This window comes from Pseudosulfitobacter koreensis, assembly GCF_024733015.1.
In the GTDB taxonomy this organism is placed as follows: domain Bacteria; phylum Pseudomonadota; class Alphaproteobacteria; order Rhodobacterales; family Rhodobacteraceae; genus Pseudosulfitobacter; species Pseudosulfitobacter koreensis.
Window position 1 is genome coordinate 541508 of sequence record NZ_JANKJG010000001.1, and the last position, 24019, is coordinate 565526.

A 24019-nucleotide genomic window follows, 5' to 3' on the forward strand; every position below is an offset into this window, starting at 1 on the left:
AGCAGTTAATATCCTGTTAACTTCTTCTTGCTTTGGTTGAACCGGTTCAAACAGAACCGGGGCCCTGCCATGCCGCTGACCGATATCCTTACAAACGCATTTGTCGCCTGCGTCGCGGCCACCGTTGCGTTGGCGGTCTGCACGTGGACCTCGTCCAGACAAAAGGCCAGGCCAAAGGGGCGCAAGGGCGGTATCAGCATCCTGTTCGAAGGGGAGAATGCAGCCCACGCCAGCCCCTCTACGCTTATCGCCCTGAAGAGCACGCTTGAGGATCTGACATGGGAGAAGGCCCACGACCAGTTGCGCCACAGATTTCAGCGCTTGCCGCCCAAACCCGCGCTTTTGAACGACGGCATTCATCATATTCCCGCCATGCTGGACGGCGATGCTGCTGTTCTGATCGTTGACCGACGCGGCGACATGACGACGCTGCAACTGGCAGACGAACTGCAAGAGGTGGTGGGGCAAAGCGCACGATTGCGACTGCTGCAGGCCAAGATCGACACACTGGAACGGTCCAGCGCCTCGGCGCCCTATCCGATGTGGCAAATGACCCAAGACGGGCACGTTATCTGGACAAACGCGGCCTATGACGCTTTGGCGGAAAGTGTCGCGCGTGATGAAACACGGCCTGCCCTGTTCGACGATGTTCTGGGCACCGGCACGGCGCCGGTGCAGCGTCGCGCCACCGTGACGACACAGGAGGGTGGCATGAAACACTGGTTCGACGCGTCGCAGCGCGGCATCGACGGGGTTATCGTGGCGCATGCGGTCAATATCGACGCGGTGATCGAAGCTGAAGCCGCCCAGCGCAACTTTGTGCAGACGCTGGCCAAGACGTTCGCGCAGCTGTCCATCGGGCTGGCGATCTTTGACCGCAAGGGGCAGCTTGCCCTTTTCAATCCGGCCTTGGTGGACCTCACGCGGCTGTCAGCAGAGTTTCTGAGTGCGCGACCCGATCTTTTGTCCTTTTTCGACCGGCTGCGCGACAGCCGGATGATGCCCGAGCCCAAGAATTACGGATCGTGGCGGCAGGACATCACCGAACTGATCAAGGCCGCCGCAGACGGGCGTTACCTTGAGACTTGGACACTGGAATCGGGTCAGACCTACCGCGTCAGTGGCAAGCCGAATCCCGACCGCGCCGTGGCGTTCCTGATCGAGGACATCAGCGCCGAAGTTGCCCTGACCCGTAACTTTCGAGCCGAACTGGAGATGGGCCAGTCGATGATCGACGCCCTGCCCGAAGGGCTGGCGGTATTTTCGGCGGCCGGGGTCCTGACCATGTGCAACCGCGTCTATTCGGCTATGTGGGGCGTTGACCCCCAGCGCAGCTTTGCCGATATCACCATCGTCGATTCCGTTCAGCTGTGGCACGCCGAATGCGGACCGAATACCGCTCTTGCGAAGATCGACGCCTTCGTGAAAGCACCCGGCAAGCGCGATGAATGGGGGTTCGATCTGAAAACCGCCAAAGGGGCCGAAATGCGCTGCACGCTCACCCCGCTTCTGGGGGGTGCGACCATGCTTCAATTTCGCGACCTGAGGCGCGGCTTGCCCGAACAGCCCCCGCCGTTCAAAACCGCACTCTCAAAAGTCGCAGCTTCCAACTGAAGCCGCACCGCCATTTTGCTTGCGGCTGGTGACACGCAAGGTAGGTTGACGCCATGGCGGCACACCACTTTGAAACCCTGTTTCCGAACCCAGAGGCGACAGCCGCATTCGGCGCGGCGCTGGCCCTGCGCCTGTTGCCCGGCGACACCGTCTTGCTGGAGGGGCCGGTCGGCGCTGGCAAGACGCATCTGGTCCGCGCGTTGATCCGCGCGATCCTGCTGCACGATGAGGATATCCCATCGCCCACCTTCACGCTGGTCCAGACCTATGACACCCGGAACGGCGCGGTGTGGCACAGCGATCTGTACCGCCTGACCTCGACATTCGAGGTCGAGGAACTGGGCCTGACAGAGGCCTTCGACGACGCGATCTGCTTGGTGGAATGGCCCGACCGTCTGGGCGATCTGGCGCCCATCGGGGCGCTGCATCTGACGATGACCCCCGAAGCAGACGAGGGCGCCCGCACCTTGCACGCGCAGTGGAGCGATGCCAAATGGCGTGACCGACTGGCAGGATTACCAAAATGACCGACCGCGCAGGCCACATGGCCGATTTCATCGCCAAGGCAGGCTGGCAATCGGCGCGCCGCACGACCGTCGCGGGCGATGCGTCGAACCGGCGTTATGACCGGCTGACGGAGCCAGAAGGCGGCACCGCCATCCTGATGGACGCACCGCCGGACAAGGGCGAGGATGTGCGCCCCTTCGTGCGGATCGCGACGTTCCTGCGCGCGCAAGGCCTGAGCGCGCCTGCCATTCTGGCGCAGGACGAAGCCCACGGGTTCCTGTTGCTTGAGGATCTTGGCGACGATCTCTTTGCCCGTGTCGTGCAGCGCGAACCGGCGCTTGAACTGCCGCTCTACCAGGCGGCGACCGACGTGCTGATCCGGCTGCATAGCGCGCGGCCCCCGGCGCTGGCCACCTATGACGCCGACACGATGACACCGCTCGCCGCGCTTGCCTTTGACTGGTATCAGGCCGGGGCGACGGGGGTCACGAACCACGCGGCAAAGTCGCGGTTCAGCGCGGGCTTTCGTGCGGCGCTGGCACCTCTGGACGGGGCGTCGCCCGTGCTGATCCAACGCGATTACCATGCCGAGAACCTGCTGTGGCTGCCCGACCGGGACGGCACCGCCCGCGTCGGCCTGCTGGATTTTCAGGACGCGATGGCGGGGCATCCGGCCTATGATCTGGTGTCGATCCTGCAAGACGCGCGGCGCGATGTTCCCGCCGACATCGAGGCGCAGATGATCGCGCGCTATACCGATGCCACCGGATTGGACCTGACCGAATTCACCCGCGCCTATGCGCTGCTGGGCCTGCAACGCAACCTGCGAATCCTGGGCGTGTTTGCCCGCCTGTGCATCCGCGACGGCAAGGCGCATTATGTCGATCTGATCCCGCGCGTCTGGGGCCACATCCAGACCAACCTGAACCATCCCGATGCCGCCCCTTTGGTCGACCTGCTGGCTGGGCTGCCCGCGCCCGACGCCGAAACCCTGAGCCGGATCAAGAGCCAATGCGCGAAACAGCCGTGATGATCTTTGCCGCCGGGTTCGGCACGCGGATGCGTCATTTGACCCAAGACCGGCCCAAGCCGCTGGTGCCTGTCGCGGGACGCCCGCTGATCGACCATGCACTGACGCTGGTACACGCGGTCTCGCCCGACCGGATCGTCGCCAACCTACACTATCTGCCGCATATGCTTGAGACGCATCTGGCAGGAACCGGCGTGCAGACGGTGACCGAAACCGGTGCAATTCTGGAAACCGGCGGCGGGCTGAAAAGCGCCTTGCCAATGCTGGGCACAGGGCCGGTTTTCACCGTGAACCCCGACGCAATCTGGACTGGCGCGAACCCATTACAGGCGCTGCGCGATGCATGGGACCCGGCGCAGATGGATGCACTGCTGATGTGCGTGCCGCTGGCGCAGACCGTGGGATACGCAGGGCAGGGCGACTTTGCGCTTGGCGATGACGGACGGCTGCACCGCGGGCAGGGCACAGTTTACGGCGGCGTGCAGATCATCAAGACCGCGCGTCTGGCCAAGATTGAAGAGGCCAGCTTTTCACTCAACCTGCTGTGGGACCTGATGCTACAAGACGGTCGGCTGTTCGGACTGATGCACCAGGGGCGCTGGTGCGATGTGGGCCACCCCGAGGGCGTCGCACTTGCCGAAGAGATGATCGCCGCCGATGTTTGACACATCCGACACGCCACGCCTGTTTGGCCTGCCCCCCGGCGTGGATTTCCCTGCAGCCCTGATCGACGGACTGCGTGCCCGGCTGCCCGACGGTGACCCCACGGCCATCGCCCGCGTCGATTTGATCGTGAACACCACGCGGATGCAGCGGCGGCTGCGCACGCTGTTCGATGCGGGGCCTGCGGAGCTCTTGCCGCGGGTGCATCTGGTGACCGGCCTCGACGGTCTGTTGACCGGCGCGGTGCCGCCACCTGCCGTGCCGGCGCTGCGCAGACGTCTGGAACTGATCCAGCTGGTGTCGGGCCTGCTGGACCGGCAGACGGAACTGGCCCCGCGTGCATCGCTCTTTGATCTCTCGGACAGTCTGGCCGCCCTGCTGGATGAAATGCAGGGCGAAGGTGTACCGATCAACGCGGTCACCGAACTGGACGTCTCGGATCAGTCAGGCCATTGGGAACGCGCCAAGGCGTTCATTCGCATTGCCGAGACCTATCTGGGGCCGCGCACCGACCAGATGGACGGGCAGGCGCGGCACCGAGCGGTTGTCACAGCGCTGATCGACCAATGGGAGCGTGATCCGCCGCAGCATCCGGTGATCGTGGCCGGTTCGACCGGGTCGCGCGGCACCGTGCAGATGCTGATGCAGGCGGTTGCGCGGCTGCCGCAGGGGGCGGTGGTTCTGCCCGGTTTCGATTTCGACATGCCGCCCGAGGTCTGGTCGAACCTGTCCGACGGTCTTCTGGCCGAAGATCACCCGCAATACCGCTTTCAAAGCATCGCCCGCGCGTTGGACATGCACGCCTCGCAGGTGGCCGAATGGACCGCGACTCCGCCACCGGACCCGGTGCGCAACAGGCTGATATCGCTGGCGTTGCGCCCAGCGCCCGTCACCGATGCCTGGCTGGTCGAAGGGCCGAAGCTGGACGGGTTGGGCAGTGCGCTGGACGGTGTGACCATGGTCAACGCCGAAACCCCGCGTGCTGAGGCGCTGGCGATTGCCATGCGCCTGCGACTGGCCGCCGAACGGGGCGAGACGGCGGCGCTGATCACGCCCGACAGGATGCTGGGCCGACAGGTCACCGCTGCGTTGGACCGCTGGGATATCCTGCCTGACGACAGTGCCGGCGTGCCGCTGCATCTGTCGCCGCCGGGGCGGTTGTTGCGGCACACCGCGTCCTTGCTGCGCGACACGCTGGATGCCGAGGCGCTGCTGACCCTGCTGAAACACCCGCTGGTGCACAGCACGGCCACGCGCAACCGGCACCAGTTGAACACACAGCGGCTGGAATTGCAGATCCGCAAGGATGGGCTGCCGTACCCCACACTCGACACGCTGGTGGCGACAGCGGGGCGTGCAGTCAGCGACCCCGAAGAGGCGGCGCGGATCATGGTCTGGGCTGAGTGGCTGGCCGAAACCGTCTGCAACAGAGACGAAAGTGACAATTGCGAACTGGCGGATTGGGTCGCGCTGCACCGCAATCTCACCGAGGCATTGGCAGGCGGGCAGGAAGGCGCGGACAGCGGGGGCCTGTGGGACAAATCCGCGGGGGCCGAGGCGCGGCGGATCATGGATGCGCTGGCAGACGAGGCGGAACTGGGTGGCACCATGTCGGCGGCGGATTACGCTGATCTGATCGGTGCGCTTCTGGCACAAGGAGAGGTGCGCGACCGCGATGCGCCCTTTGCCGGTGTAATGATCTGGGGCACGCTCGAGGCCCGCGTTCAGGGGGCCGATCTGGTCATCCTAGGCGGCATGAACGACGGCACATGGCCCGAAGCGCCCGCGCCCGACCCCTGGCTGAACCGCGTGATGCGCCACAAAGCGGGCCTGTTGCTGCCGGAACGGCGCATCGGGCTGGCCGCACACGACTTTCAACAGGCGGTCGCCGCACCCGAGGTCTGGATCACCCGCGCGGTGCGGTCGGACGACGCCGAAACCATCCCTTCGCGGTGGATCAACCGGATGCAGAACCTGCTGCAGGGGTTGCCATCGCAGGGCGGACCGCAGGCTTTGAAGGCGGCACAGGCGCGCGGCGATGACTGGCTGGCCAAAGCGCGGGCACTGGAGGAGGCGACGCCGATTGCGCACGCGCCGCGTCCGTCGCCACGGCCGCCCGTCGCGGCACGGCCCCGCACGCTTTATGTCACCGATATTCAGCGGCTGATTCGTGATCCATATGCGGTCTATGCCAAGCATTGCCTGCGATTGCGCCCACTGAACCCGCTGGTGCAGGACGCAGATGCACGGCTGCGCGGCGTTGTCCTGCACGAGATCATGGAACGCTTTTTGCCGATGACGCTGGCCGATCCGGCCACGCTGACCGCCGCGCATCTGGTGCAAACCGCCGATGCGGTGCTGGCCGATGTGGTCCCGTGGCCCACGTTCCGCACGCTGTGGCAGGCGCGCATCGCCCGTGTGGCCGACTGGTTCGTGGCGCAGGAACAGGCAAGGCGCAAGACCGCCACGCCGCTGGCGCTCGAAAAGGACGCGATGGGGTCTCTGACGCTGGAGGATATCGGCATGACCGTCGCCTGCCGCGCCGACAGGATCGACGAAACCTCGGACGGGTCGGCGATTTTGTACGATTACAAGACCGGATCGGCCCCCGCGCAATCCGTTCAGCGGTATTTCGACAAGCAGCTTCTGATTGAGGCGGCCATACTGGAAGAAGGCGGGTTCAAGTCAGTCGGCATGCGCCCTGTCGCCAGTGCCGTCTATATCGGCCTTGGGTCGGTCCCTGAAGAGGTCGCGGCCCCTTTGCTGGAAGAGCCACCTGAAAAGACACTTGAGGATCTGCGGACCTTGCTTTCGGCTTATTTAGACCCTGAAAAGGGCTTTACCGCCCGCCGCGCACCCCGATCAGAGATGGACGAGGGAGATTATGACCAGCTGGCCCGCTACGGCGAATGGGACACCGGCACCAAGGCCACGCCCGAGGATGTGACATGACCGTTGTGGACGAAGCCACCCGCCGCCAATTGGAAGCGGCGCGGCCCGATGCATCGACATGGCTGTCCGCCAATGCCGGTTCGGGCAAGACGCGGGTGCTGACCGACCGGGTGGCGCGTCTGTTGCTGGACGGGGTCGAGCCCCAGCACATCCTATGCCTGACCTATACCAAGGCGGCAGCGTCCGAGATGCAGAACCGGCTGTTCAAGCGGCTGGGGGCCTGGGCGATGCTGCCCGACGCCGAGCTGGCAAAATCGCTGGCCGATCTGGGGGCAGGGCATGCCACCACGACCGAAGCCTTGCGGAAGGCGCGCACGCTCTTTGCCAGTGCCATCGAAACCCCCGGTGGGTTGAAGATTCAGACCATCCACTCGTTTTGTGCGTCTCTGCTCAGGCGTTTTCCGCTTGAGGCGCAGGTCAGCCCGCAATTTACCGAGATCGAGGACCGCGCCGCCGATCTGCTGCGCGCCGACATTGTGGACCAGATGGCGCTGGGCCCCGAGCATGACATCGTGCGCGGGCTTGCGGCGCAATACACCGGCGAGGATTTCGGCAAGCTGACGCGCGAAATTGTGGGGCAACAGACGGGATTTGGCAACGCGCTGGACTGGGCGGGCTGCCTGAACCTGTTCGATCTGCCGCCCGACCTGACTGCCGATGCAGTTGCCGCCCGTGTGTTGCTGGGCGACGAGGCGGAAATACTGTCTGCGCTGATTCCGCATTTGCTGGCCAAGGGCGGCAATGATGCCAAGGCGGGATACAAGCTGCAACAGATTGACCAGATGGACCTGTCGGCACTCGCCATGATGGAAGAGGTGTTTCTAACCGGCGCGGGTGCAAAAGAGCCGTTTACCGCCAAATTAGGTAGCTTTCCGACCAAACCGACTCAGGCCAAACTGGCCGATCTGATGCCGACGCTTGAGGATCTGATGCGCCGGGTCGAGGACACGCGGGCGATGCGGCTGGCATTCAACGCAGCGCGCAAGACGCACAGCCTGCACCGGTTCGCGCAGCCGTTTCTGGCGCATTATGCGCAAGCCAAGCAATTGCGCGGATGGCTGGATTTCGACGATCTGATCAACAAAGCGCGCAGCCTGCTCTATGACAAGAAGGTCGCGGCCTGGGTGCTTTACCGGATCGACGGCGGTATCGACCATATTCTGGTAGACGAGGCGCAAGACACCAGCCCTGCGCAATGGGACGTGGTGCGCAAGCTGACCGAGGAATTCGCCAGCGGCGACGGCGCGCGCACGGATGTGCTGCGCACGGTCTTTGTGGTCGGGGACACGAAACAGTCGATCTATTCGTTCCAGGGAGCCGATCCGCGCGAATTTCACCGGATGCAGGAGGACTTCCAGACCCGCGTCGAGGGCGCAGGGCAGCTATTCCAGAACCGCACTCTTGATTTCTCCTTCCGGTCCTCCCCCGCGGTGCTGCGGCTGGTCGACACGTGCTTTTCCGGAGAGGCGCGGCCCGGCTTTGCCAAACACGCACAACATATCGCGTTCAAATCGGATCTGCCGGGAAGGGTCGATCTGTGGCCATTCCTGGAAAAGGCCGCGAAAGAGGAGGAAAACGTCTGGTACGATCCGGTTGATCGCCTCAGCCCGACGCACCACAATCTGGTGCTGGCGCATAAAGTGGCCGACCATATCCAGCATCTGATGGAGAATGAGACGATCCCGGAGGATGGTGCGACCCCCGGCACCTATGTGCGGCGGCGCGTGCGCGCAGGTGATTTTCTGATCCTGGTGCAGCGCCGCTCGACCCTGTTTTCCGAGATCATCCGTGCCTGCAAGGCGCGCGGGCTGCCAATTGCTGGCGCCGACCGGTTGAAGGTCGGGGGCGAACTGGCGGTCAAGGATCTGGCGGCGCTGCTGTCGTTTCTGGCCACGCCCGAGGACAGCCTGTCGCTGGCCACGGTGCTGCGGTCGCCGCTGTTCGGCTGGACCGAGCAAGAGTTGTTTGCGCTGGCGCACGGACGCACGCAAAGCCACCTTTGGCCCGCGCTGCGCGACCGGGCTGCGGAATTTCCGCAAACCTATGCCATTCTGCGCGATCTGCGCGACAACGTCGATTATCTGCGGCCCTATGACCTGATCGAACGGGTGCTGACGCGCCACGATGGGCGGCGCAAGCTGCTGGGGCGGCTGGGGGTCGAGGCAGAGGACGGCATCGACGCGATGCTGTCGCAGGCGCTGGCCTATGAGCGGACGGATGTGCCCAGCCTCACCGGGTTTCTGGTTTGGATGCGCACCGATCAGCTGGAGATCAAGCGCCAGATCGACAGTGCGTCGGACCAGATCCGCGTGATGACAGTGCACGGCTCAAAGGGGCTGGAAGCGCCGATCGTGATCTTGCCCGACACGGCAAAACGCGACATTCGGGTGCTGGACGAGGTCATTGATGCGGGCGGCCACCCGGTCTGGAAACCCAAGGCGGCGGAGATGCCGCAGATGGTGGCGGACACGCTGGACCGGATGAAACTGGACATCGCCGAGGAACGTCTGCGCCTGCTCTATGTGGCTCTGACACGGGCGGAAAAGTGGCTGATCATCGCAGGCGCGGGCGAGGCGGGCAAGAACGGCGACAGCTGGTACGAGATTGCGCAGACCGCACTGGGCCAGATGGGCGCAGTGGACACGCTGACCGATCAGGGTACGATCCAGCGGTTCAGTCACGGCGACTGGACCGCACCGCCGCTGGTCGAGGTTTCGGCCAAGGTGGCGCAAACGGCAATCGTCGATCCGTTGTTCCACACAGCCGCCCAGCGCCCGCCCGAACCGCGCAAGACGCTGTCGCCCTCGGATCTGGGCGGGGCCAAGGCGCTGCCGGGTGATCTGGGTGCGGATGAGGACACGGCGAAATCCTTTGGCGCAGCAGTGCATCTGCTGCTGGAACGCATGGCGGGGCGCGACAACGCGCAGTGGCCCGCGATCATCAAGGTGTGCCGCACTGAATATCCCGACATGCCGGAGGCGATGTGGGACACTGCCGTCAGTGACGCCCGCGCCGTCCTGCAAGCGCCGCATCTGGCTGGACTGTTCATCAAAACCGCATTGGCCGAGGTGCCGGTTACCGCCGATCTTGGCCCTGAGCGTCTGCACGGGGTGATCGACCGGCTGCTGGTGCATGAAGATCACATATTGGCGATAGACTACAAAACCAACCGCGTGGTTCCCGCCACGCCCGAGACGTGCCCAGACGGGCTGCTGTTGCAAATGGGCGCCTATGCGCAGGCTCTGACACAGGTGTTTCCGGGCAAACGGGTCGAGGTTGCGATCCTTTGGACCACCGACCAAAGGCTGATGCCGCTGCCTGAAACACTTGTCACAACTGCACTGCGGCGGGCGGGGTATCTTGACGATCCTTTGGGTGCTACTTAGGTTCACAGTCCACATTCAAGCTGGCAGGAGACACCCCTATGGCCACCGTTGCAGTTACAGACGCTACCTTTGACGCCGAAGTGAAAAACTCGGACATCCCCGTTGTCGTGGATTTCTGGGCGGAGTGGTGCGGCCCGTGCAAGCAGATCGGCCCGTCGCTGGAGGAGTTGTCCGCCGAGATGGAAGGCAAGATCAAGATCGTCAAGGTGAACGTCGACGAAAACCCCAATTCCCCCGCCCAGATGGGCGTGCGCGGCATTCCGGCGCTGTTCATCTTCAAGAACGGCGAAGTCGTGTCGAACATGGCGGGCGCCAAGCCCAAGGCTGCACTGCAAAACTGGATCAACGAGTCGATCTGAAGCGGCACATCCCTGTTGACCGACATGAGGCGCCCTTTCGGGGCGCCTTTTTCATGTCACGGGCCAACCGAACCGGGCCAGCCGCGCCGCGATCCTGGCTTCGGCGGTCGGGTGGCCCGCGTTGATTGACTGATCCTGCCAGAACCACCAGATGTATTTGGCGTAATCCGGGCGGTGATCCGCGACGCGCCGAAAGCTGGCGGAATCGTCGCCGCGAAGGGCGATATGGTGAAAATCAACCTCTGCGAACAGGATCGCGGGCTTGCCGAAGAAGTAGCCGTTGAACGCCGCTGACGAGTTTTGCGTGACCACGCAATCGCAGGCAGGCAGCAGGCGGTCCATCTCGCCGATGCGCACCTCCAGCAGCGGATCGCGGTCGTCTATGGCCTTGAGTGCTGTGATCTCGGCGTCTGTATAGACCTCTCTGGGGTGCAATGTCGCCACGATCCGCCGGTCGGGCCATGCGGCGCGGGTGCGGTGGATCATCTCAAGCGGCGCGCAGGACTGAAACGACCGATGCTTCGTCAGCCGCCCTTGCAACGGCATGTAGACAAAGCCGTCATTGTCGGCCCGCGCCGGGGCATCGGCAAACAACCGCTTTTGCCAAAACGCATAGAAACGCTGCGCCTCTTTCGGGTCGATCTGATCGGGGGAGAAGTCGGCGCGCGCCACGTCCCAGTCCCAGCGCCGGTCGGTCTGGTCGATCTGCCAGAACGGATAGTGATAGACGCGCCGAAAGGTCAGGCCACGCGGCCCCACGGGCGGTTTCATATGGCTGAGCGACAGGTGGCCGGAGGCGGCACCGGCCAGGCGCGCGGCCTTGGTGCCGTGGACAAATTCACAGCGCAGCCCTGCATCCTCAAGCACACCCGCGATCTTGCCGATGAAGTTGTGCCCACCCGCCGCCGCGCTGTCGCGCAACCCTGCTTCAAGGTAAAACCTGACCGTCTCTTGGGTGCCCATGCGCCATTGCTAGCCGTCCGCCCCGGTGCGAACAAGGCCTGACCCTTGTGTGCGGATGCGGCCACCGCCATATAGGCCCTCAAGGCACAGGAGAGCGAACATGGAAAAATCCGACTTTCCCGGATGGCACGGGACCACGATTATCGGCGTCAAGAAAGACGGCAAAGTGGTGATCGCAGGTGACGGCCAGGTGTCGCTGGGCCAGACGGTCATCAAGGGCACGGCACGCAAGGTGCGCAGGCTGTCCCCCGGCGGCTTCGACGTGGTCGCGGGCTTTGCCGGATCGACGGCCGATGCCTTTGCTCTTCTGGAACGGCTGGAGGCCAAGCTGGAAGCGACGCCGGGACAGTTGGCGCGCGCAAGCGTGGAACTGGCAAAGGATTGGCGCACCGACAAGTACCTGCAAAAGCTCGAAGCGATGCTGATCGTGTCGGACGGGTCCGAGATGTTCGTGATCACCGGCGCGGGCGACGTGCTGGAACCCGAACATGACGTCGCAGCCATCGGGTCGGGCGGCAACTATGCCTTGGCTGCGGCGCGCGGCATGATGGACAGCGACCGCGACGCCGAGGCGGTGGCCCGCGCGGCGATGGCGATTGCATCGGACATCTGCGTCTATACCAACGGCAACCTGACGATTGAGACGATCTCTGCCGACGGCGACGCAAAGTCCTCTCATGTCGGAGTTTGACCGCAACGACCTGCGCGCGGCAGTGGGTGCGGGCGTTCTGAGCGAAGCACAGGCAGCATCGTTGCTGGCCCTGGCCCAAAGCCGCAAGGGCGCGCGCGAGAACCTGCCCGAGGGCGATGAGCCTTTCGAGCTGTTCAAGGGCTTCAACGAGATATTCATCGTCATCGGCCTGATCATCCTGTCAGCCGGTTGGAGCGCAGTAACGGGCATCTCCGTCGCAGCTTCGATCGGCTCGTTTCAAAGCAAGATCGTGATCTCGGCAGGGATTGGCGCGGTGGCTCTGTGGATATTCTCCGAATACTTCGTGCGCCGCCGCCGCATGGTGGCCCCCGCAATCGCGCTGTCGATCCTGTGGACGATGAACGCCGTGGCCGGTCTGAGCGCACAATTGGCCGAGCCGTTCATGGTGGCACAAGCCGACTATAGCAGTCTGCTGCTGCCCATGGGGCTGAGCACGGCGGCCATCGCAGTCTACTGGCTGCGCTTCCGGGTGCCCTTTGCGATGGCGCTGATTGCGCTGGGCGTATTTGCCCTGTCGCTGATGATGGGTGCGATCCGCATGGGCACGCCTGCGAATGTCAGTGATTTCTTTTTGTTGTCGGCCAGCGGTCCCTTTGCCTGGATCACGCTGCTGGTCGGTCTGGTGGTCTTTGCCGTCGCGATGTTCTTTGACATGAGCGATCCGCACCGCGTCACCCGCCGCTCGGCCCAGGGCTTCTGGCTGCATGTCGTCGCCGCCCCGGCGCTGGTCAACACCATCGCGCTGAGCCTGCTGGCCAGCGGCACCGGCAATGCGTACCTGCTGTTGCTGGCAGTCCTGCTATTGTTTGCCATCGTCGCCATCGTGATCGACCGGCGGTCGTTCCTGATCGCCGCCATCGCCTATAGCGTCACGCTGGCCGGCACCGTTTTCGGCGGCGATGGCGCCGCGACCACGGTGCTGGTGCTGGGCATCTTCCTTGTCGCGCTCGGCGCGTTCTGGACACCGATCCGCGCCGCGCTTCTTTCACCATTGTCCAGGGTGTTGCCGCTTGACCGGCTGCCGCCCTCACACTGATACGGGAACTCTTATGACCGATCTTACACCCCGCGAAATCGTATCTGAACTTGACCGCTTCATCATTGGCCAGAATGACGCCAAGCGCGCCGTGGCTGTCGCCCTGCGCAACCGTTGGCGGCGCAAGCAGTTGGCCGACGATCTGCGCGATGAAGTCTATCCCAAGAACATCCTGATGATCGGGCCCACCGGCGTCGGCAAGACCGAGATAAGCCGCCGTCTTGCGAAACTGGCCCGCGCGCCATTCCTCAAGGTCGAGGCGACGAAATTCACCGAAGTCGGCTATGTCGGGCGCGATGTCGAACAGATCATCCGCGATCTGGTGGACAGCGCCATCGTCATGACCCGCGAACACATGCGCGAGGACGTCAAGTCGAAGGCCCGCGCCGCCGCCGAAGAACGCGTGATCGACGCCATCGCCGGCACCGATGCGCGCGACGGCACCCGCGACATGTTCCGCAAGAAGCTGAAAGCGGGCGAGCTGGACGATACCGTGATCGAGCTTGAGATAGCCGACACCACCAACCCCTTTGGTGGCATGGACATTCCCGGCCAGCCCGGCGGCGCCAGCATGATCAATCTGGGCGATATCTTCGGCAAGGCGATGGGCGGCCGCACCGTGCGCAAGAAGCTGACCGTCGCGCAAAGCTATGACGTGCTGGTCGGCGAGGAAGCTGACAAGCTGCTGGACGACGAGATCGTGAACAAGGCCGCCGTGGCGTCGGTCGAAAACAGCGGCATCGTGTTTCTGGACGAGATCGACAAGGTCTGCGCCCGCTCGGACGCGCGTGGCGCCGATGTCAGCCGCGAAGGCGTGCAGCGCGACCTGCTGCCGTTGATCGAGGGCACCACCGTCAGCACCAAGCACGGGCCGGTCAAGACCGACCACATCCTGTTCATCGCATCGGGGGCTTTCCACGTGTCGAAACCATCGGACCTGCTGCCGGAATTGCAGGGTCGTCTGCCGATCCGGGTGGAACTGCGGGCGCTGACCGAACAGGACTTCGTGCGAATCCTGACCGAGACAGACAATGCGCTGACCCGGCAATATACCGCGCTGATGGGCACTGAAAACCTGACCGTCAGCTTTACCGAGGATGGGATCAAGGCACTGGCCAAGATCGCCGCCGAGGTGAACGCGAGCGTGGAGAACATCGGGGCACGGAGGCTTTATACCGTGCTGGAACGTGTGTTCGAGGAGCTCTCGTTCACGGCACCAGACCGCGGCGGCGAGGAAGTGGTGGTGAACGCCGAATTTGTCGACACCAACCTGGGCGAGCTTATGGCGTCACCGGATATCAGCCGCTACGTCCTGTAGACGCCTGCGATTGCAGACCTTTCCACCCTTCAGTTTTCCGCCTAGGTTGTGACGAAGGGTGGGCCGAAGGTGCTGCGTTATCTGATCATGATCGTATTCGTGCTGTCGGGCTGCACCGACCGCACCTTTGCGCCTGTGGTGCCCTCGGCGCTTGAGGTGGGCACCAACCAGAACATCTTTGTCGGAACCACCCGCAAGGAAACCCCGGCAGGCGCGTTCGGAATAGAGCGATCCCAGCAGCTGAAACTGCTGGAGGTTCAGATTTCGATTCCGCCGGGCCACGCGTTCGGCGAGATTTCGCACGGGCTGGAGGACCCCAAGCCGCTGCGGGATTTCGTAATCGCCCAGCGCAGTGATTTTCAGACGCCTGCAGCGTTTCGCGATGCATTGAACCGCGAACTGAACCAGATCGACGCGCAGGACCGCGAGGTGACCGTGTTCGTACACGGGTTCAACAACAGCTTCGCCGATTCCGTGTTCCGCACGGCGCAGATGGCACATGATCTGAGACTGCCGGGATCTTTCGTGACCTACGCCTGGCCCAGCCGGGGCAATCCGCTGGGCTATCAATATGACGCCGACAGCGCCCTGTTTGCCCGCGATGGCCTTCAAGAGCTGCTGTACGACGTGCAACGCGCCGGAACCAACCGGATCGTTCTGGTGGCGCATTCGATGGGCAGCACGGTGCTGATGGAGACCCTGCGCCAGATCGAGATCGCCCGTCCGGGCTGGACCTCGGACAACATCGCGGGTGTGGTGCTGCTGTCGCCCGATCTGAATGTTGACGTGTTCCGTGCGCAGGTAAGCGCCTTTGAAAAGCTGCCGCAGCCCTTCATGGTCTTTGTCTCGCAACGCGACATCGTGCTGAAATTGTCGGCATTCCTGCGCGGCGAAGAAGTTCAGTTGGGCAATCTGAATTCGACCAAACGGCTGGACGACCTGCCGGTTCAGGTGATCGACGTGTCAGCCTTCGAAGACCGCCAGAGCGCCGGACATTTCGTCACTGCCGGCTCGCCGGCGTTGGGGGCCCTATTGAGCAATCTGGGGCGGCTTGACCCCGATTTCATCAGCGGTGGAACGGGTGCGAGCCTCAGCCTGCCGGGCACCCGCCGGGTTTACGGCGACGCCACAGAAATCACCGTGCGCCCGCCGACCTGATCATGCACACAGGACCGTTGGCTGGGTCACAGCCATTGACCAAATTCATCGCAGGAAATGCGCGCTGGCTGGGCGCGGGGGCGCTGCTGACGCTTCTATCGTCTTTTGGGCAGACATTTTTCATCTCGATCTTCGCGGCAGAGATCCAGAGCGCGTTCGATCTAAGCCACGGGGCCTGGGGTGGCATCTATTCGCTGGGCACCACCGCATCGGCGGTGGTGATGATCTGGGCGGGCGGGCTGACCGACCGGTTCCGCGCGCGCCATCTGGGGGCGGGTGTGCTGATGCTGCTGGCGGCTGCCTGTCTGATGATGGCCGCAAACCCCTTTGTCTGGGCGCTGCCGGTGGTGATATTCGCGCTGCGCCTGACCGGGCAGGGCATGACCAGCCACATCGCGATCGTGGCCATGGCGCGCTGGTTCGTGGCGACACGGGGCCGTGCACTGGCACTGGCAAGCCTGGGCTTTTCATTGGGTGAGGCGCTGTTGCCGCTGTCCTTCGTGGCGCTGATGACGGTGATGGACTGGCGGCTGCTGTGGGTTGCTGCCGCGATTGTCGCGCTGATCGGGGTGCCGGTTCTGTTGTCGCTGCTTCGAACCGAACGCACGCCGCAGTCGATGGCCGAGGAAAATGCCAGCCTTGGCATGCGCGGACTGCACTGGACGCGGATGCAGGCGCTGCGGCACCCGCTGTTCTGGTTTATGTTCCCGGCGCTGCTGGGGCCATCGGCCTTCAACACCGCGTTCTTCTTTCATCAGGTCCATTTTGCCCAGGTCAAAGGCATCACGCATCTGTCGCTGGTTGCGTTGTTCCCGGTCTATACGCTGTGCTCCATCGGGTTTCTGATCATCTCCGGCTGGGCGCTGGACCGCTTTGGCACCGCACGTCTGCTGCCGTTTTATCAGCTGCCGATGGTCGCCGCGTTCACGCTGTTCGGGTTGGGGCAGGGCATCGTGCCGCTGATCGCCGGTTTCTTCTGTCTGGCGATGACGACGGGGGCCAATTCGACCCTGCCCAACGCGTTCTGGGCGGAATTCTACGGCACGTGCCACATCGGCTCGATCAAGGCGATGGCCGCCGCAGTGATGGTTCTGGGATCGGCCATCGGGCCGGGCATCACCGGCGTAATGATCGACGCAGGTGTGACGCTGAATGTGCAATATCTGGGGATCGCCGCCTATTTCATCTTTACGTCCGCGATGGTCGGACTTGGCATTGTGCGCAGCCGCGCCGACAGGGCCTAGCGCCGTTTGCGCAGATAGACGTAATAGGCCCCCGTGCCGCCGTGCCGGATATTGGCCGGGGTAACCTGCAAGACCGCCTGCGCCAGTGGCGGCATCGACAGCCATTGCGGCACCTGATGACGCAGCACGCCGAAGCGCACCGGTATCGGCCCGCCCTCGTCGCGGGCCTTGCCCTTGCCGGTGATCACCAGAACCAACCGCCTGCCAGAACCCTGAGAGGCCAGAATGAACCGCGTCAGCGCTGGATGGGCGTGGTCCAGCGTCATCCCGTGCAGGTCGATGCGGCCCTCGGGCTTCAGCTTGCCACGGCGCATCTGGTCGAACGCCTTGCGGTCCATCTGGACCTGCGCCTTCGACAGACGCTCGGCCACCGGGCGCAACACGTCGCGGGTGATGGTCGGCTGGCCCTTGGTGCCCGCAGGCTTGGGCAGGGTTTCGAACCGCGATGCGACGCGCGGCTGTGCGGGATCGACCCGCGTAACCTCAAGCGCCTGTTTCATCGCGGCACCTGTGTCCAGCTTTTCGGCCTTTTCGGTGACCTTGCGCCACAGTTCAAGCTCGTCCGGTCTGAGTTTGCGCCGTGTCATATCGCACTTTCGGGCAGCATCGCATAGGCGCGCTGGATCGGCAGCAGCACATACATCCGCCCCGGATCGCGCAGCTGCCCCGCAAAACGCCCCGCGTCGTCACCGGTGCCGATGAACACATCCGCGCGCTGCGCGCCCTTGATCGCCGATCCGGTATCCTGCGCGATCATCAGGCGCCGCATGGGCGACTCGCCGTCTTTTTCGATCCAGACGGGCGCGCCCAGCGTGACAAAGGCCGGATCGACCGCAATCGAGCGCATCGTGGTGATCGAGCGGTTCATCGCCCCCAGCGGTCCACGGTCCGCAGGCACTTCGCTCACCTCGCGGAAGAAAACATAGGATGCGTTGTGCAGCAGCAGTTCGCGCCCGGCATCGGGATTGCGGCGCACCCAGTTCTTGATCACGTCGGCGCTGACCTGATGCACGGAATATGTGCCGCGCCGCACCAGTTCCGCCCCGATGGAACTGTAATCGTGGCCATTCGATCCCTCGTAGCCGACGCGCAAAAAGCTGCCATCGGGCAGACGGATACGCCCGGACCCCTGAATTTGCAGAAAGAACAACTCGACCGGGTCATCGACCCAGGCAATTTCCAGCCCGCGCCCTGACATCGTTGGGCCGTTCAGAATGTCACGTCGGGTCAGCCAGGGCCGGTTCACGCGGGCCTCGGGCGGCATCGCATAGACCGGATAGCGAAAGCGCGAGGTTTCCCAGCGCGATCCATCCAGTTCGGGCTCAAAGTAGCCCGTGAACAGAGCGTCGTTTCCGTCTTCGATCAGCACCGGGCGAAACAGCAGTTCGAAAAACGCACGCGGCTCTGGGTTCTGTGCGGCAAAGGCGCACAGGGCGCGCCAATCCGGGTCTTTCAGATCCTGACAGGTGTTCCTGAACACGGTAAGTGCTGCGGCGTGGTCATCGGCGGCCCACCCTTCAAGCTGGTCGAAATCAATGACCTGCACCCGCGTTTCAGACTGGGCCATTTGTGTCATCGCCCCCCCCATGAGGACAGAGGCGACGACACACCGCCAGCTCGCGCGCCAATTCAAGCGTCTGTGGAAACCAACAGCCAATTTGGATCATCCGAACCCATTGTCCGCGCAAAGGCCCAAGTGTCCTTCTGGCGTTTGATTTCGGTTGCGCTGCCTTCGACGATATCACCACCCTTGTCGCGCACAGCCGAGGTCAGCTCGGCGACAAAGCGGATGGTCAATTCGGCCTCGTTGGTTTCGGCGTCGAACGTGGCGTCGTTCAGCTTGATCTCGGAGACGCCGATAAAGTTGACGTCGATGGTCAGGCCTTGGTCCTCGCGCGCGGCAACGCCGTCGACAAAGCTCTCGTAGACCTCTTCCGACAGGAACGGCTGGATCTGTGCCAGATCGCCACGCTCGTAACCTAAGACGATCATCTCGTAGGCACCGCGTGCGCCGCCCAGAAAGTCGGCGACGTTGAACGACGGCTCGACCCGTTTCATTCCTGCCAATGCCTTGGCGGCATCGCTGTCTTCGGGGACGTGGTCGGTGATGTCCAGATCGGGGCCGCCTTCGATCACTTCGAATTCGGGGCGAATGGACCCTGTCTGCTGCTTTGTCACGGGCGGCTTTTCAAAGCCTTCGCGGGTGCCCAGAACGCTTTTCAGCCGCAGGATCAGAAAAATGGCGATGCCAACCAGAACCAACAGTTGGAGGAGGGGCGTTTGCATTGAAAAAACCTCTTTCAGGCGGAAAAGTGGTAACCCGCGGTGCTGGACATTATGTAGGGGCTGAGGCGCACCAAGTCCACCGCGCCGGCAAGAAAGGAACGTTTGTATGTGGTTGTTTTTGGCATTTCTGGTCGTACCACTGATCGAGATCACGCTTTTTATCCAGATCGGCGGCGCAATCGGGCTGGGCTGGACCCTTCTGACCGTCATCGTGACCGCGATCGTGGGCACCTATCTGGTGCGCCAGCAGGGTTTGCGCACGATCGACAAGCTCAGATCGTCGGTCAACGAGTTGCATGACCCGACAGAACCGCTGGTGCATGGCGCGATGATCCTCTTCGCAGGCGCGCTTTTGCTGACGCCCGGTTTCTTCACCGATGCGGTCGGCTTTTCGCTGATGATACCGCAGGTGCGGTCGCGAATGTTTCAGGCCCTGCGCAGCCGTATCAACGTCGCCAGCTTTGCCACCGGGCCGCAAAATCCGCCGCGCAGGCCGGGGCGACCCGACGTCATTGATGCCGATTATCACGACGTGACCCCGGATGACAAAAAGCCGCAGGGGCCCTCCGGCTGGACCAAGAATTGAGCCACCCCAGGCCAAGGCCCAGCATTGAGACCAGCCGAGCAACCTGCTAAAGCGACAAAAAACCGCAATTCAATGGGAGAGTTCAATGGCTGAAACTGACGGTCAGGCACCACAGCAACAGGCGCAACCGAACATGCGCATTCTGGGCCAATTCATTCGCGACATTTCGTTCGAGAACATCATGGCGCAAAAAGGCGCGCCGCAGGATGTGCAACCCGACGTGCAGGTTCAGGTGAACCTGGACGCCAAGAAGCGCACGACCGAGAACCAGTACGAATCCGCGATCAAACTGAACGTGACATCCAAGGCCAAAGACGGCGGCGCGACGCTGTTCTTGCTGGAAATCGACTATGTCGGCATTTTCCATATCGAAAACGTGCCTGAAGACCAGATGCATCCGTTCCTGCTGATCGAATGCCCGCGCATGATCTTTCCGTTCCTACGCCGCGTGGTCAGCGACATCACCCGCGACGGTGGCTTTCCGCCGCTGAACCTGGAAAACATCGACTTCATCTCGATGTACCGCAACGAAATCGCGCGTCGTCAGGCGGAAAACCCGCCCAAGGCCGACGCCTGATTGATCTGCTGAAGGCCGCCCCTGGCCTTCAGCCCTTTGCCCAGAGTGCCGCCTCACCCATCTTTTCGACGAACATGGCGTGGGCCCGCTGCTCTTCTTCGGTTATGCGCGGCGGCAGCGCATTTGGGCGCGGTGGCGGTGTCCAGTCGGGCAGGTCGCCATCCGACTTTTGCGATCCGGTGGAGGACAGGCCAAAATCAGGCTGCCGTCCGCCGATAAGCTCCAGATAGACTTCGGCAAGAATTTCACTGTCCAGCAAAGCGCCGTGCAGTGTGCGCGCACCATTGTCGATGCCAAACCGCCGACAAAGCGCATCAAGCGACGCGGGCGATCCGGGAAAGCGTTTTCGCGCTATGTCCAGCGTGTCGATGGCCCGGTTATAGGGGATCTCCGGCAGGTTCATCCACTTCAACTCGGCGTTCAGAAACTTCATATCGAACGCCGCGTTGTGGATCACCAGCTTTGCATCGCCGATAAAATCCAGAAACGCCTGCCCGATGGCCGCGAACTTGGGCTTGTCACGCAGGAAATCATCGCCCAGCCCGTGCACCTGAAACGCCTCGTCCGGCATGCCGCGTTCGGGGTTGATGTATTGGTGATAGTTCTTGCCGGTCGCCATGTGCCCCATCAGCTCGACCGCCCCGATCTCGACGATGCGGTCACCGGAAAACGGGTCGAAACCGGTGGTTTCAGTGTCTAGAACGATTTCACGCATGGGTCAGACCTGCCTTGATGGTGCTTACGATGGCCTGCACCTGCGCGCGGGCATGGTCCGTCGTGTCGGTGATCACAACATAATCGGATTGCGCGACCTTGTCATCGTTCGGCATCTGTTTCGCCTTGATCTGCTCGAACTGTTCTTGCGTCATGGTTCCGCGTGCCAAAACCCGCTCTTGCTGGATTTCTGCCGGAACAGAGACGCAAACGACAGCGTCCATCGCCTTGTTGCCGCCAGTCTCGAACAAAAGCGGAATGTCGAAGACCAGAATGTCAGAGCGCGCCGCATCCACGAATTGCTGACGGTCAAGACCCACGAGCGGGTGAACGATTTTCTCGATCCGCACCAGCAACGAGGGGTCTTCGGCGATCAGCGCACGCAGTGACGGGCGCGAGACCGCGTCGTCGATGACCGCGCGCGGCTCAATTGCGCGCATCGGCTCGACCGCACTGCCGCCCTTGCCATAGATCCGGTGCACCGCCGCATCCGCATCCCAGACGTCGCAACCCGCTTCGGCGAACAGTTGCGCCGTCGTCGATTTGCCCATGCCGATGGACCCGGTCAGCCCCAGACGAAAGGTCATCGCAGGGCCGCCGCACGTGCTGCGCTGTCGACGGTTGGGCGCTGCCCGAACCAACGTTCGAACCCCGGCACGGCCTGATGCAGCAACATGCCCAGGCCATCTACGACAACACAGCCCTGTGCCTCGGCGGTCGCGAGGAACCTGGTTTTCAGCGGTGTATAGACCAGATCCGTGGCCACAGTCCCGCGCCGCAGACCATCCAGCGGTACGCGCAATTCCGATTTCCCGATCATCCCCAACGACGTGGTGTTCACGGTCAGCATCGCATCGTCCAGCATGTTGCCAGCCTGCACCCAGTCATAGACCTGCACCCGGTTGCCAAAGTCGGACGCCAGCCGTTCGGCACGCATACGGGTGCGGTTGGTCAGCATGATCTCTGGCACGCCTGCCTCCAGCAGCGACGCGACAACCGCGCGCGATGCACCCCCGGCACCCAGAACAGCCGCGGGCCCTGATTTCGGGTCCCACTCCGGCGCGCCGGCCTTGAGGTTTTCCAGAAACCCGTAGCCATCAGTGTTGTCGGCCCGGATTTTACCGTCCTTGCGAAAAATAAGCGTGTTTGCAGCGCCGATAAGCGTGGCGCGATCCGTCACCTGGTCGGCGATCTGCAAGACTGCCTCTTTGTGCGGAATGGTGATGTTTACCCCGACAAAGCCCATGGCGGGCAGGGTGCGCAACACCCGCTCAAGATCCTCGGGTTCGACGTGCATGGGGATGTAGTGCCCCTTCAGCCCAAGCGATTTTAGCCAGTGGTGCTGCAATTGCGGCGATTTGGAATGGGCAACGGGCGCACCGATCACGCCCGCCAATGGAATCTTTGTATCGGTCACGCCTGCACAACTCCTCGGACTGTGAGAAAGGCCAGAAGCTGCAAAAGTGGCATACCCAGCACGCTAAAGTAATCCCCTTCGATGCTGGCCATCAGCCGCACGCCCTCTTCCTCGATCTTGTAGCCACCGACGCTGTGACGGATGCTGTCCCAGTTGCGGTCGACATAGTCCTGGATATAGCCATCCGACGCATCGCGCATCCGCACGCGAACCTGCCCGATGTGCCGCCAGATCGGCTTGCCGTCCTCGCAGATCACCGCTGCCGACAGCAGGCTGTGGGTGTCACCGCGCAAGGCAATCAGCTGCGACACCGCCTGATCGGGCGTTTCCGGTTTCGACAGCAGCGTTCCGCGATGGTCCAGTACCTGATCGCAGCCCAGAACAAAGGCGCCGGGATGCTTGTCACTGATCTTGCGCGCCTTGATTTCGGCCAGTGTGTCGGCGATGTCGCGCGGCTTGGCATCTTCCGCCAATAGTCCTGCTTTAATGCTTTCTTCATCTACGCGTGGTTTCATCACCTCGAAGGGAACGCCCGCCTGCGTCAGCATACCCGCCCGGATGGACGACCCCGAGGCGAGGATGAGAGCCTGTGGCATGTGGATAACCTTGTGCGAAAACCATGTGCAGCGTGATGGCACTCTTGTGGGAATTATCCGCCGTGGTTTCAATCCCGAATTTCGCCGCAGTTTGGGCGGGTTCGGGCACGCTTGTACCCCCATGGACAAGGATAGAATTTACGCTGTTGATAACTGAATTCGCGTGAAAGCATCCACAGGATTGTCAGATGTGAGCTTGGTTTACTACGCTTGTAACCTCCTGATATTAATAAAATAATATCTTCGTTCGATCAATCATGCAAAGCAGAGGGTAACTTTTGCCCCTGTGCACAACCCCGTGCACAGAACAATAATCCACAGAAATCCTGGCCCCCTACTTAATCATCATCCTTTCTTTTCTCTTATATATATTATTAGTAAGGACCCGAGCGCAGGGGGCCCCATGACCGATTTTCTGATCAACTGGTATCTCTACATCAAGGCTTTGCACATCATGTCGGTGATCGCGTGGATGGCGGGGCTGTTCTATCTGCCAAGACTGTTCGTGCATCACGTCGAAACAGCAGGCCAGACCGGGCCAAGTCATGACCTGTTTATCGTCATGGAAAACAAGCTGCTGCGGGTGATCATGAATCCTGCAATGATTTCTACCTGGCTTTTCGGTCTCTTGCTGGTGGCGACGCCGGGCATTGTCAGCTGGGACATGGTCTGGCCCTGGACCAAGGCGATTGCGGTGCTGGCCATGACGGGGTTTCACATGTGGCTGGCGGGTCAACGGCGCAGTTTCGTCGCGGGCGAGGGTCTGAAGACGGGCCGCACCTACCGGATGATGAACGAACTGCCGACGCTTCTGATGGTCGTGATCGTGCTGTCGGTTGTAGTGAAGTTCTGAATTCATTGACTTTGACGGCACATTTGCCTACTTGATCCCCACGCACCC

At 62.6% G+C, this 24019-nt stretch carries 23 protein-coding genes; 15 read left to right on the forward strand and 8 right to left on the reverse strand.

What is annotated here, in order from left to right; genetic code table 11:
• The first annotated feature begins 69 nt into the window (after positions 1-69).
• Genes NTA49_RS02735 through trxA form a run of 7 tightly spaced genes read left to right on the forward strand, consistent with a single transcriptional unit; the run spans position 70 to position 10511 of the window.
• A complete protein-coding gene (locus tag NTA49_RS02735) occupies positions 70-1614 on the forward strand; it encodes a PAS domain-containing protein (protein ID WP_258293116.1) in 1545 nt (514 codons plus the stop codon).
• 53 nt (positions 1615-1667) lie between these two features.
• The gene (gene tsaE / locus NTA49_RS02740; RefSeq protein ID WP_258293117.1) at positions 1668-2141 is read left to right on the forward strand and encodes a tRNA (adenosine(37)-N6)-threonylcarbamoyltransferase complex ATPase subunit type 1 TsaE; all 474 of its coding nucleotides are present in this window, start codon (positions 1668-1670) and stop codon (positions 2139-2141) included.
• Positions 2138-3151 (forward strand): aminoglycoside phosphotransferase family protein, encoded by a 1014-nt coding sequence (locus NTA49_RS02745; RefSeq protein ID WP_258293118.1) that lies wholly within the window; start codon positions 2138-2140, stop codon positions 3149-3151. The genes tsaE and NTA49_RS02745 overlap by 4 nt, the downstream gene beginning before the upstream one ends.
• On the forward strand, positions 3133-3816 hold the full coding sequence (locus NTA49_RS02750) for a nucleotidyltransferase family protein (RefSeq protein ID WP_258293119.1): 684 nt from the start codon (positions 3133-3135) through the stop codon (positions 3814-3816). The genes NTA49_RS02745 and NTA49_RS02750 overlap by 19 nt, the downstream gene beginning before the upstream one ends.
• Positions 3809-6766: a double-strand break repair protein AddB gene (addB, locus tag NTA49_RS02755; protein ID WP_258293120.1), complete on the forward strand. Its 2958-nt coding sequence runs from the start codon at positions 3809-3811 to the stop codon at positions 6764-6766. Before NTA49_RS02750 ends, addB begins: the two co-directional genes overlap by 8 nt.
• Entirely contained in the window at positions 6763-10152 is a 3390-nt protein-coding gene (gene addA / locus NTA49_RS02760; protein ID WP_258293121.1) for a double-strand break repair helicase AddA, read from the forward strand. The genes addB and addA overlap by 4 nt, the downstream gene beginning before the upstream one ends.
• Before the next feature lie 38 nt (positions 10153-10190).
• Positions 10191-10511 (forward strand): thioredoxin, encoded by a 321-nt coding sequence (trxA, locus tag NTA49_RS02765; protein WP_258293122.1) that lies wholly within the window; start codon positions 10191-10193, stop codon positions 10509-10511.
• 51 nt (positions 10512-10562) lie between these two features.
• On the opposite strand, the gene NTA49_RS02770 is transcribed toward trxA, so the two are convergent.
• On the reverse strand, positions 10563-11474 hold the full coding sequence (locus NTA49_RS02770; RefSeq protein WP_258293123.1) for a glycosyltransferase family protein: 912 nt from the start codon (positions 11472-11474) through the stop codon (positions 10563-10565).
• A gap of 100 nt (positions 11475-11574) precedes the next feature.
• On the opposite strand from NTA49_RS02770, the gene hslV reads away from it, so the two are divergent.
• From hslV to NTA49_RS02795, 5 genes are all read left to right on the forward strand, one after another.
• Positions 11575-12165: an ATP-dependent protease subunit HslV gene (gene hslV / locus NTA49_RS02775; RefSeq protein ID WP_258293124.1), complete on the forward strand. Its 591-nt coding sequence runs from the start codon at positions 11575-11577 to the stop codon at positions 12163-12165.
• Positions 12152-13222, forward strand: coding sequence for a hypothetical protein (locus tag NTA49_RS02780; protein ID WP_258293125.1), 1071 nt, complete (start codon positions 12152-12154; stop codon positions 13220-13222). The genes hslV and NTA49_RS02780 overlap by 14 nt, the downstream gene beginning before the upstream one ends.
• A gap of 13 nt (positions 13223-13235) precedes the next feature.
• The gene (gene hslU, locus NTA49_RS02785) at positions 13236-14540 is read left to right on the forward strand and encodes an ATP-dependent protease ATPase subunit HslU (RefSeq protein ID WP_258293126.1); all 1305 of its coding nucleotides are present in this window, start codon (positions 13236-13238) and stop codon (positions 14538-14540) included.
• Positions 14541-14609: 69 nt separating this feature from the next.
• Entirely contained in the window at positions 14610-15698 is a 1089-nt protein-coding gene (locus NTA49_RS02790) for an alpha/beta hydrolase (RefSeq protein WP_258293127.1), read from the forward strand.
• 2 nt (positions 15699-15700) lie between these two features.
• Positions 15701-16942 (forward strand): MFS transporter, encoded by a 1242-nt coding sequence (locus NTA49_RS02795; protein WP_261368068.1) that lies wholly within the window; start codon positions 15701-15703, stop codon positions 16940-16942.
• Here the strand turns inward: NTA49_RS02795 and NTA49_RS02800 are convergent.
• Genes NTA49_RS02800 through NTA49_RS02810 form a run of 3 tightly spaced genes read right to left on the reverse strand, consistent with a single transcriptional unit; the run spans position 16939 to position 19228 of the window.
• Positions 16939-17529 carry a Smr/MutS family protein gene (locus NTA49_RS02800; RefSeq protein WP_258293129.1) on the reverse strand — a complete coding sequence of 197 codons (591 nt, stop codon included), beginning with the start codon at positions 17527-17529 and terminating at the stop codon, positions 16939-16941. The two genes, NTA49_RS02795 and NTA49_RS02800, sit on opposite strands and share 4 nt — an antisense overlap.
• The gene (gene mltA / locus NTA49_RS02805; protein ID WP_258293130.1) at positions 17526-18518 is read right to left on the reverse strand and encodes a murein transglycosylase A; all 993 of its coding nucleotides are present in this window, start codon (positions 18516-18518) and stop codon (positions 17526-17528) included. The genes NTA49_RS02800 and mltA overlap by 4 nt, the downstream gene beginning before the upstream one ends.
• Before the next feature lie 53 nt (positions 18519-18571).
• Positions 18572-19228 (reverse strand): Tim44/TimA family putative adaptor protein, encoded by a 657-nt coding sequence (locus NTA49_RS02810; RefSeq protein ID WP_258293131.1) that lies wholly within the window; start codon positions 19226-19228, stop codon positions 18572-18574.
• Between the two features lie 106 nt (positions 19229-19334).
• Here NTA49_RS02810 and NTA49_RS02815 point away from each other — a divergent pair, with 106 nt between their 5' ends.
• Both NTA49_RS02815 and secB read left to right on the forward strand, forming a co-directional pair.
• Positions 19335-19814 (forward strand): FxsA family protein, encoded by a 480-nt coding sequence (locus tag NTA49_RS02815; protein WP_258293132.1) that lies wholly within the window; start codon positions 19335-19337, stop codon positions 19812-19814.
• Positions 19815-19899: 85 nt separating this feature from the next.
• Positions 19900-20391, forward strand: a complete 492-nt coding sequence (secB, locus tag NTA49_RS02820) for a protein-export chaperone SecB (protein ID WP_258293133.1) — start codon at positions 19900-19902, stop codon at positions 20389-20391.
• Positions 20392-20419: 28 nt separating this feature from the next.
• On the opposite strand, the gene dnaQ is transcribed toward secB, so the two are convergent.
• Genes dnaQ through NTA49_RS02840 form a run of 4 tightly spaced genes read right to left on the reverse strand, consistent with a single transcriptional unit; the run spans position 20420 to position 23118 of the window.
• Positions 20420-21106 (reverse strand): DNA polymerase III subunit epsilon, encoded by a 687-nt coding sequence (gene dnaQ / locus NTA49_RS02825; protein ID WP_258293134.1) that lies wholly within the window; start codon positions 21104-21106, stop codon positions 20420-20422.
• Complete coding sequence (gene coaE, locus NTA49_RS02830) at positions 21099-21692, reverse strand: dephospho-CoA kinase (RefSeq protein WP_258293135.1); 594 nt, start codon at positions 21690-21692, stop codon at positions 21099-21101. Before coaE ends, dnaQ begins: the two co-directional genes overlap by 8 nt.
• Positions 21689-22522, reverse strand: a complete 834-nt coding sequence (locus NTA49_RS02835) for a shikimate dehydrogenase (protein ID WP_258293136.1) — start codon at positions 22520-22522, stop codon at positions 21689-21691. Before NTA49_RS02835 ends, coaE begins: the two co-directional genes overlap by 4 nt.
• A complete protein-coding gene (locus NTA49_RS02840) occupies positions 22519-23118 on the reverse strand; it encodes a Maf family protein (protein WP_258293137.1) in 600 nt (199 codons plus the stop codon). The genes NTA49_RS02835 and NTA49_RS02840 overlap by 4 nt, the downstream gene beginning before the upstream one ends.
• A 403-nt stretch (positions 23119-23521) precedes the next feature.
• Here NTA49_RS02840 and NTA49_RS02845 point away from each other — a divergent pair, with 403 nt between their 5' ends.
• Complete coding sequence (locus NTA49_RS02845) at positions 23522-23971, forward strand: CopD family protein (RefSeq protein WP_258293138.1); 450 nt, start codon at positions 23522-23524, stop codon at positions 23969-23971.
• Positions 23972-24019 lie beyond the last annotated feature (48 nt).

What these genes read in the sequence shown, in the direction of transcription:
- NTA49_RS02735 (WP_258293116.1), top strand. Translation starts at nt 70, where the DNA reads ATGCCGCTGACCGATATCCTTACAAACGCATTTGTCGCCTGCGTCGCG.
- tsaE (WP_258293117.1), top strand. Translation starts at nt 1,668, where the DNA reads ATGGCGGCACACCACTTTGAAACCCTGTTTCCGAACCCAGAGGCGACA.
- NTA49_RS02745 (WP_258293118.1), top strand. Translation starts at nt 2,138, where the DNA reads ATGACCGACCGCGCAGGCCACATGGCCGATTTCATCGCCAAGGCAGGC.
- NTA49_RS02750 (WP_258293119.1), top strand. Translation starts at nt 3,133, where the DNA reads ATGCGCGAAACAGCCGTGATGATCTTTGCCGCCGGGTTCGGCACGCGG.
- addB (WP_258293120.1), top strand. Translation starts at nt 3,809, where the DNA reads ATGTTTGACACATCCGACACGCCACGCCTGTTTGGCCTGCCCCCCGGC.
- addA (WP_258293121.1), top strand. Translation starts at nt 6,763, where the DNA reads ATGACCGTTGTGGACGAAGCCACCCGCCGCCAATTGGAAGCGGCGCGG.
- trxA (WP_258293122.1), top strand. Translation starts at nt 10,191, where the DNA reads ATGGCCACCGTTGCAGTTACAGACGCTACCTTTGACGCCGAAGTGAAA.
- NTA49_RS02770 (WP_258293123.1), bottom strand. Translation starts at nt 11,474, where the DNA reads ATGGGCACCCAAGAGACGGTCAGGTTTTACCTTGAAGCAGGGTTGCGC.
- hslV (WP_258293124.1), top strand. Translation starts at nt 11,575, where the DNA reads ATGGAAAAATCCGACTTTCCCGGATGGCACGGGACCACGATTATCGGC.
- NTA49_RS02780 (WP_258293125.1), top strand. Translation starts at nt 12,152, where the DNA reads ATGTCGGAGTTTGACCGCAACGACCTGCGCGCGGCAGTGGGTGCGGGC.
- hslU (WP_258293126.1), top strand. Translation starts at nt 13,236, where the DNA reads ATGACCGATCTTACACCCCGCGAAATCGTATCTGAACTTGACCGCTTC.
- NTA49_RS02795 (WP_261368068.1), top strand. Translation starts at nt 15,701, where the DNA reads ATGCACACAGGACCGTTGGCTGGGTCACAGCCATTGACCAAATTCATC.
- NTA49_RS02800 (WP_258293129.1), bottom strand. Translation starts at nt 17,529, where the DNA reads ATGACACGGCGCAAACTCAGACCGGACGAGCTTGAACTGTGGCGCAAG.
- mltA (WP_258293130.1), bottom strand. Translation starts at nt 18,518, where the DNA reads ATGACACAAATGGCCCAGTCTGAAACGCGGGTGCAGGTCATTGATTTC.
- NTA49_RS02810 (WP_258293131.1), bottom strand. Translation starts at nt 19,228, where the DNA reads ATGCAAACGCCCCTCCTCCAACTGTTGGTTCTGGTTGGCATCGCCATT.
- NTA49_RS02815 (WP_258293132.1), top strand. Translation starts at nt 19,335, where the DNA reads ATGTGGTTGTTTTTGGCATTTCTGGTCGTACCACTGATCGAGATCACG.
- secB (WP_258293133.1), top strand. Translation starts at nt 19,900, where the DNA reads ATGGCTGAAACTGACGGTCAGGCACCACAGCAACAGGCGCAACCGAAC.
- dnaQ (WP_258293134.1), bottom strand. Translation starts at nt 21,106, where the DNA reads ATGCGTGAAATCGTTCTAGACACTGAAACCACCGGTTTCGACCCGTTT.
- coaE (WP_258293135.1), bottom strand. Translation starts at nt 21,692, where the DNA reads ATGACCTTTCGTCTGGGGCTGACCGGGTCCATCGGCATGGGCAAATCG.
- NTA49_RS02840 (WP_258293137.1), bottom strand. Translation starts at nt 23,118, where the DNA reads ATGCCACAGGCTCTCATCCTCGCCTCGGGGTCGTCCATCCGGGCGGGT.
- NTA49_RS02845 (WP_258293138.1), top strand. Translation starts at nt 23,522, where the DNA reads ATGACCGATTTTCTGATCAACTGGTATCTCTACATCAAGGCTTTGCAC.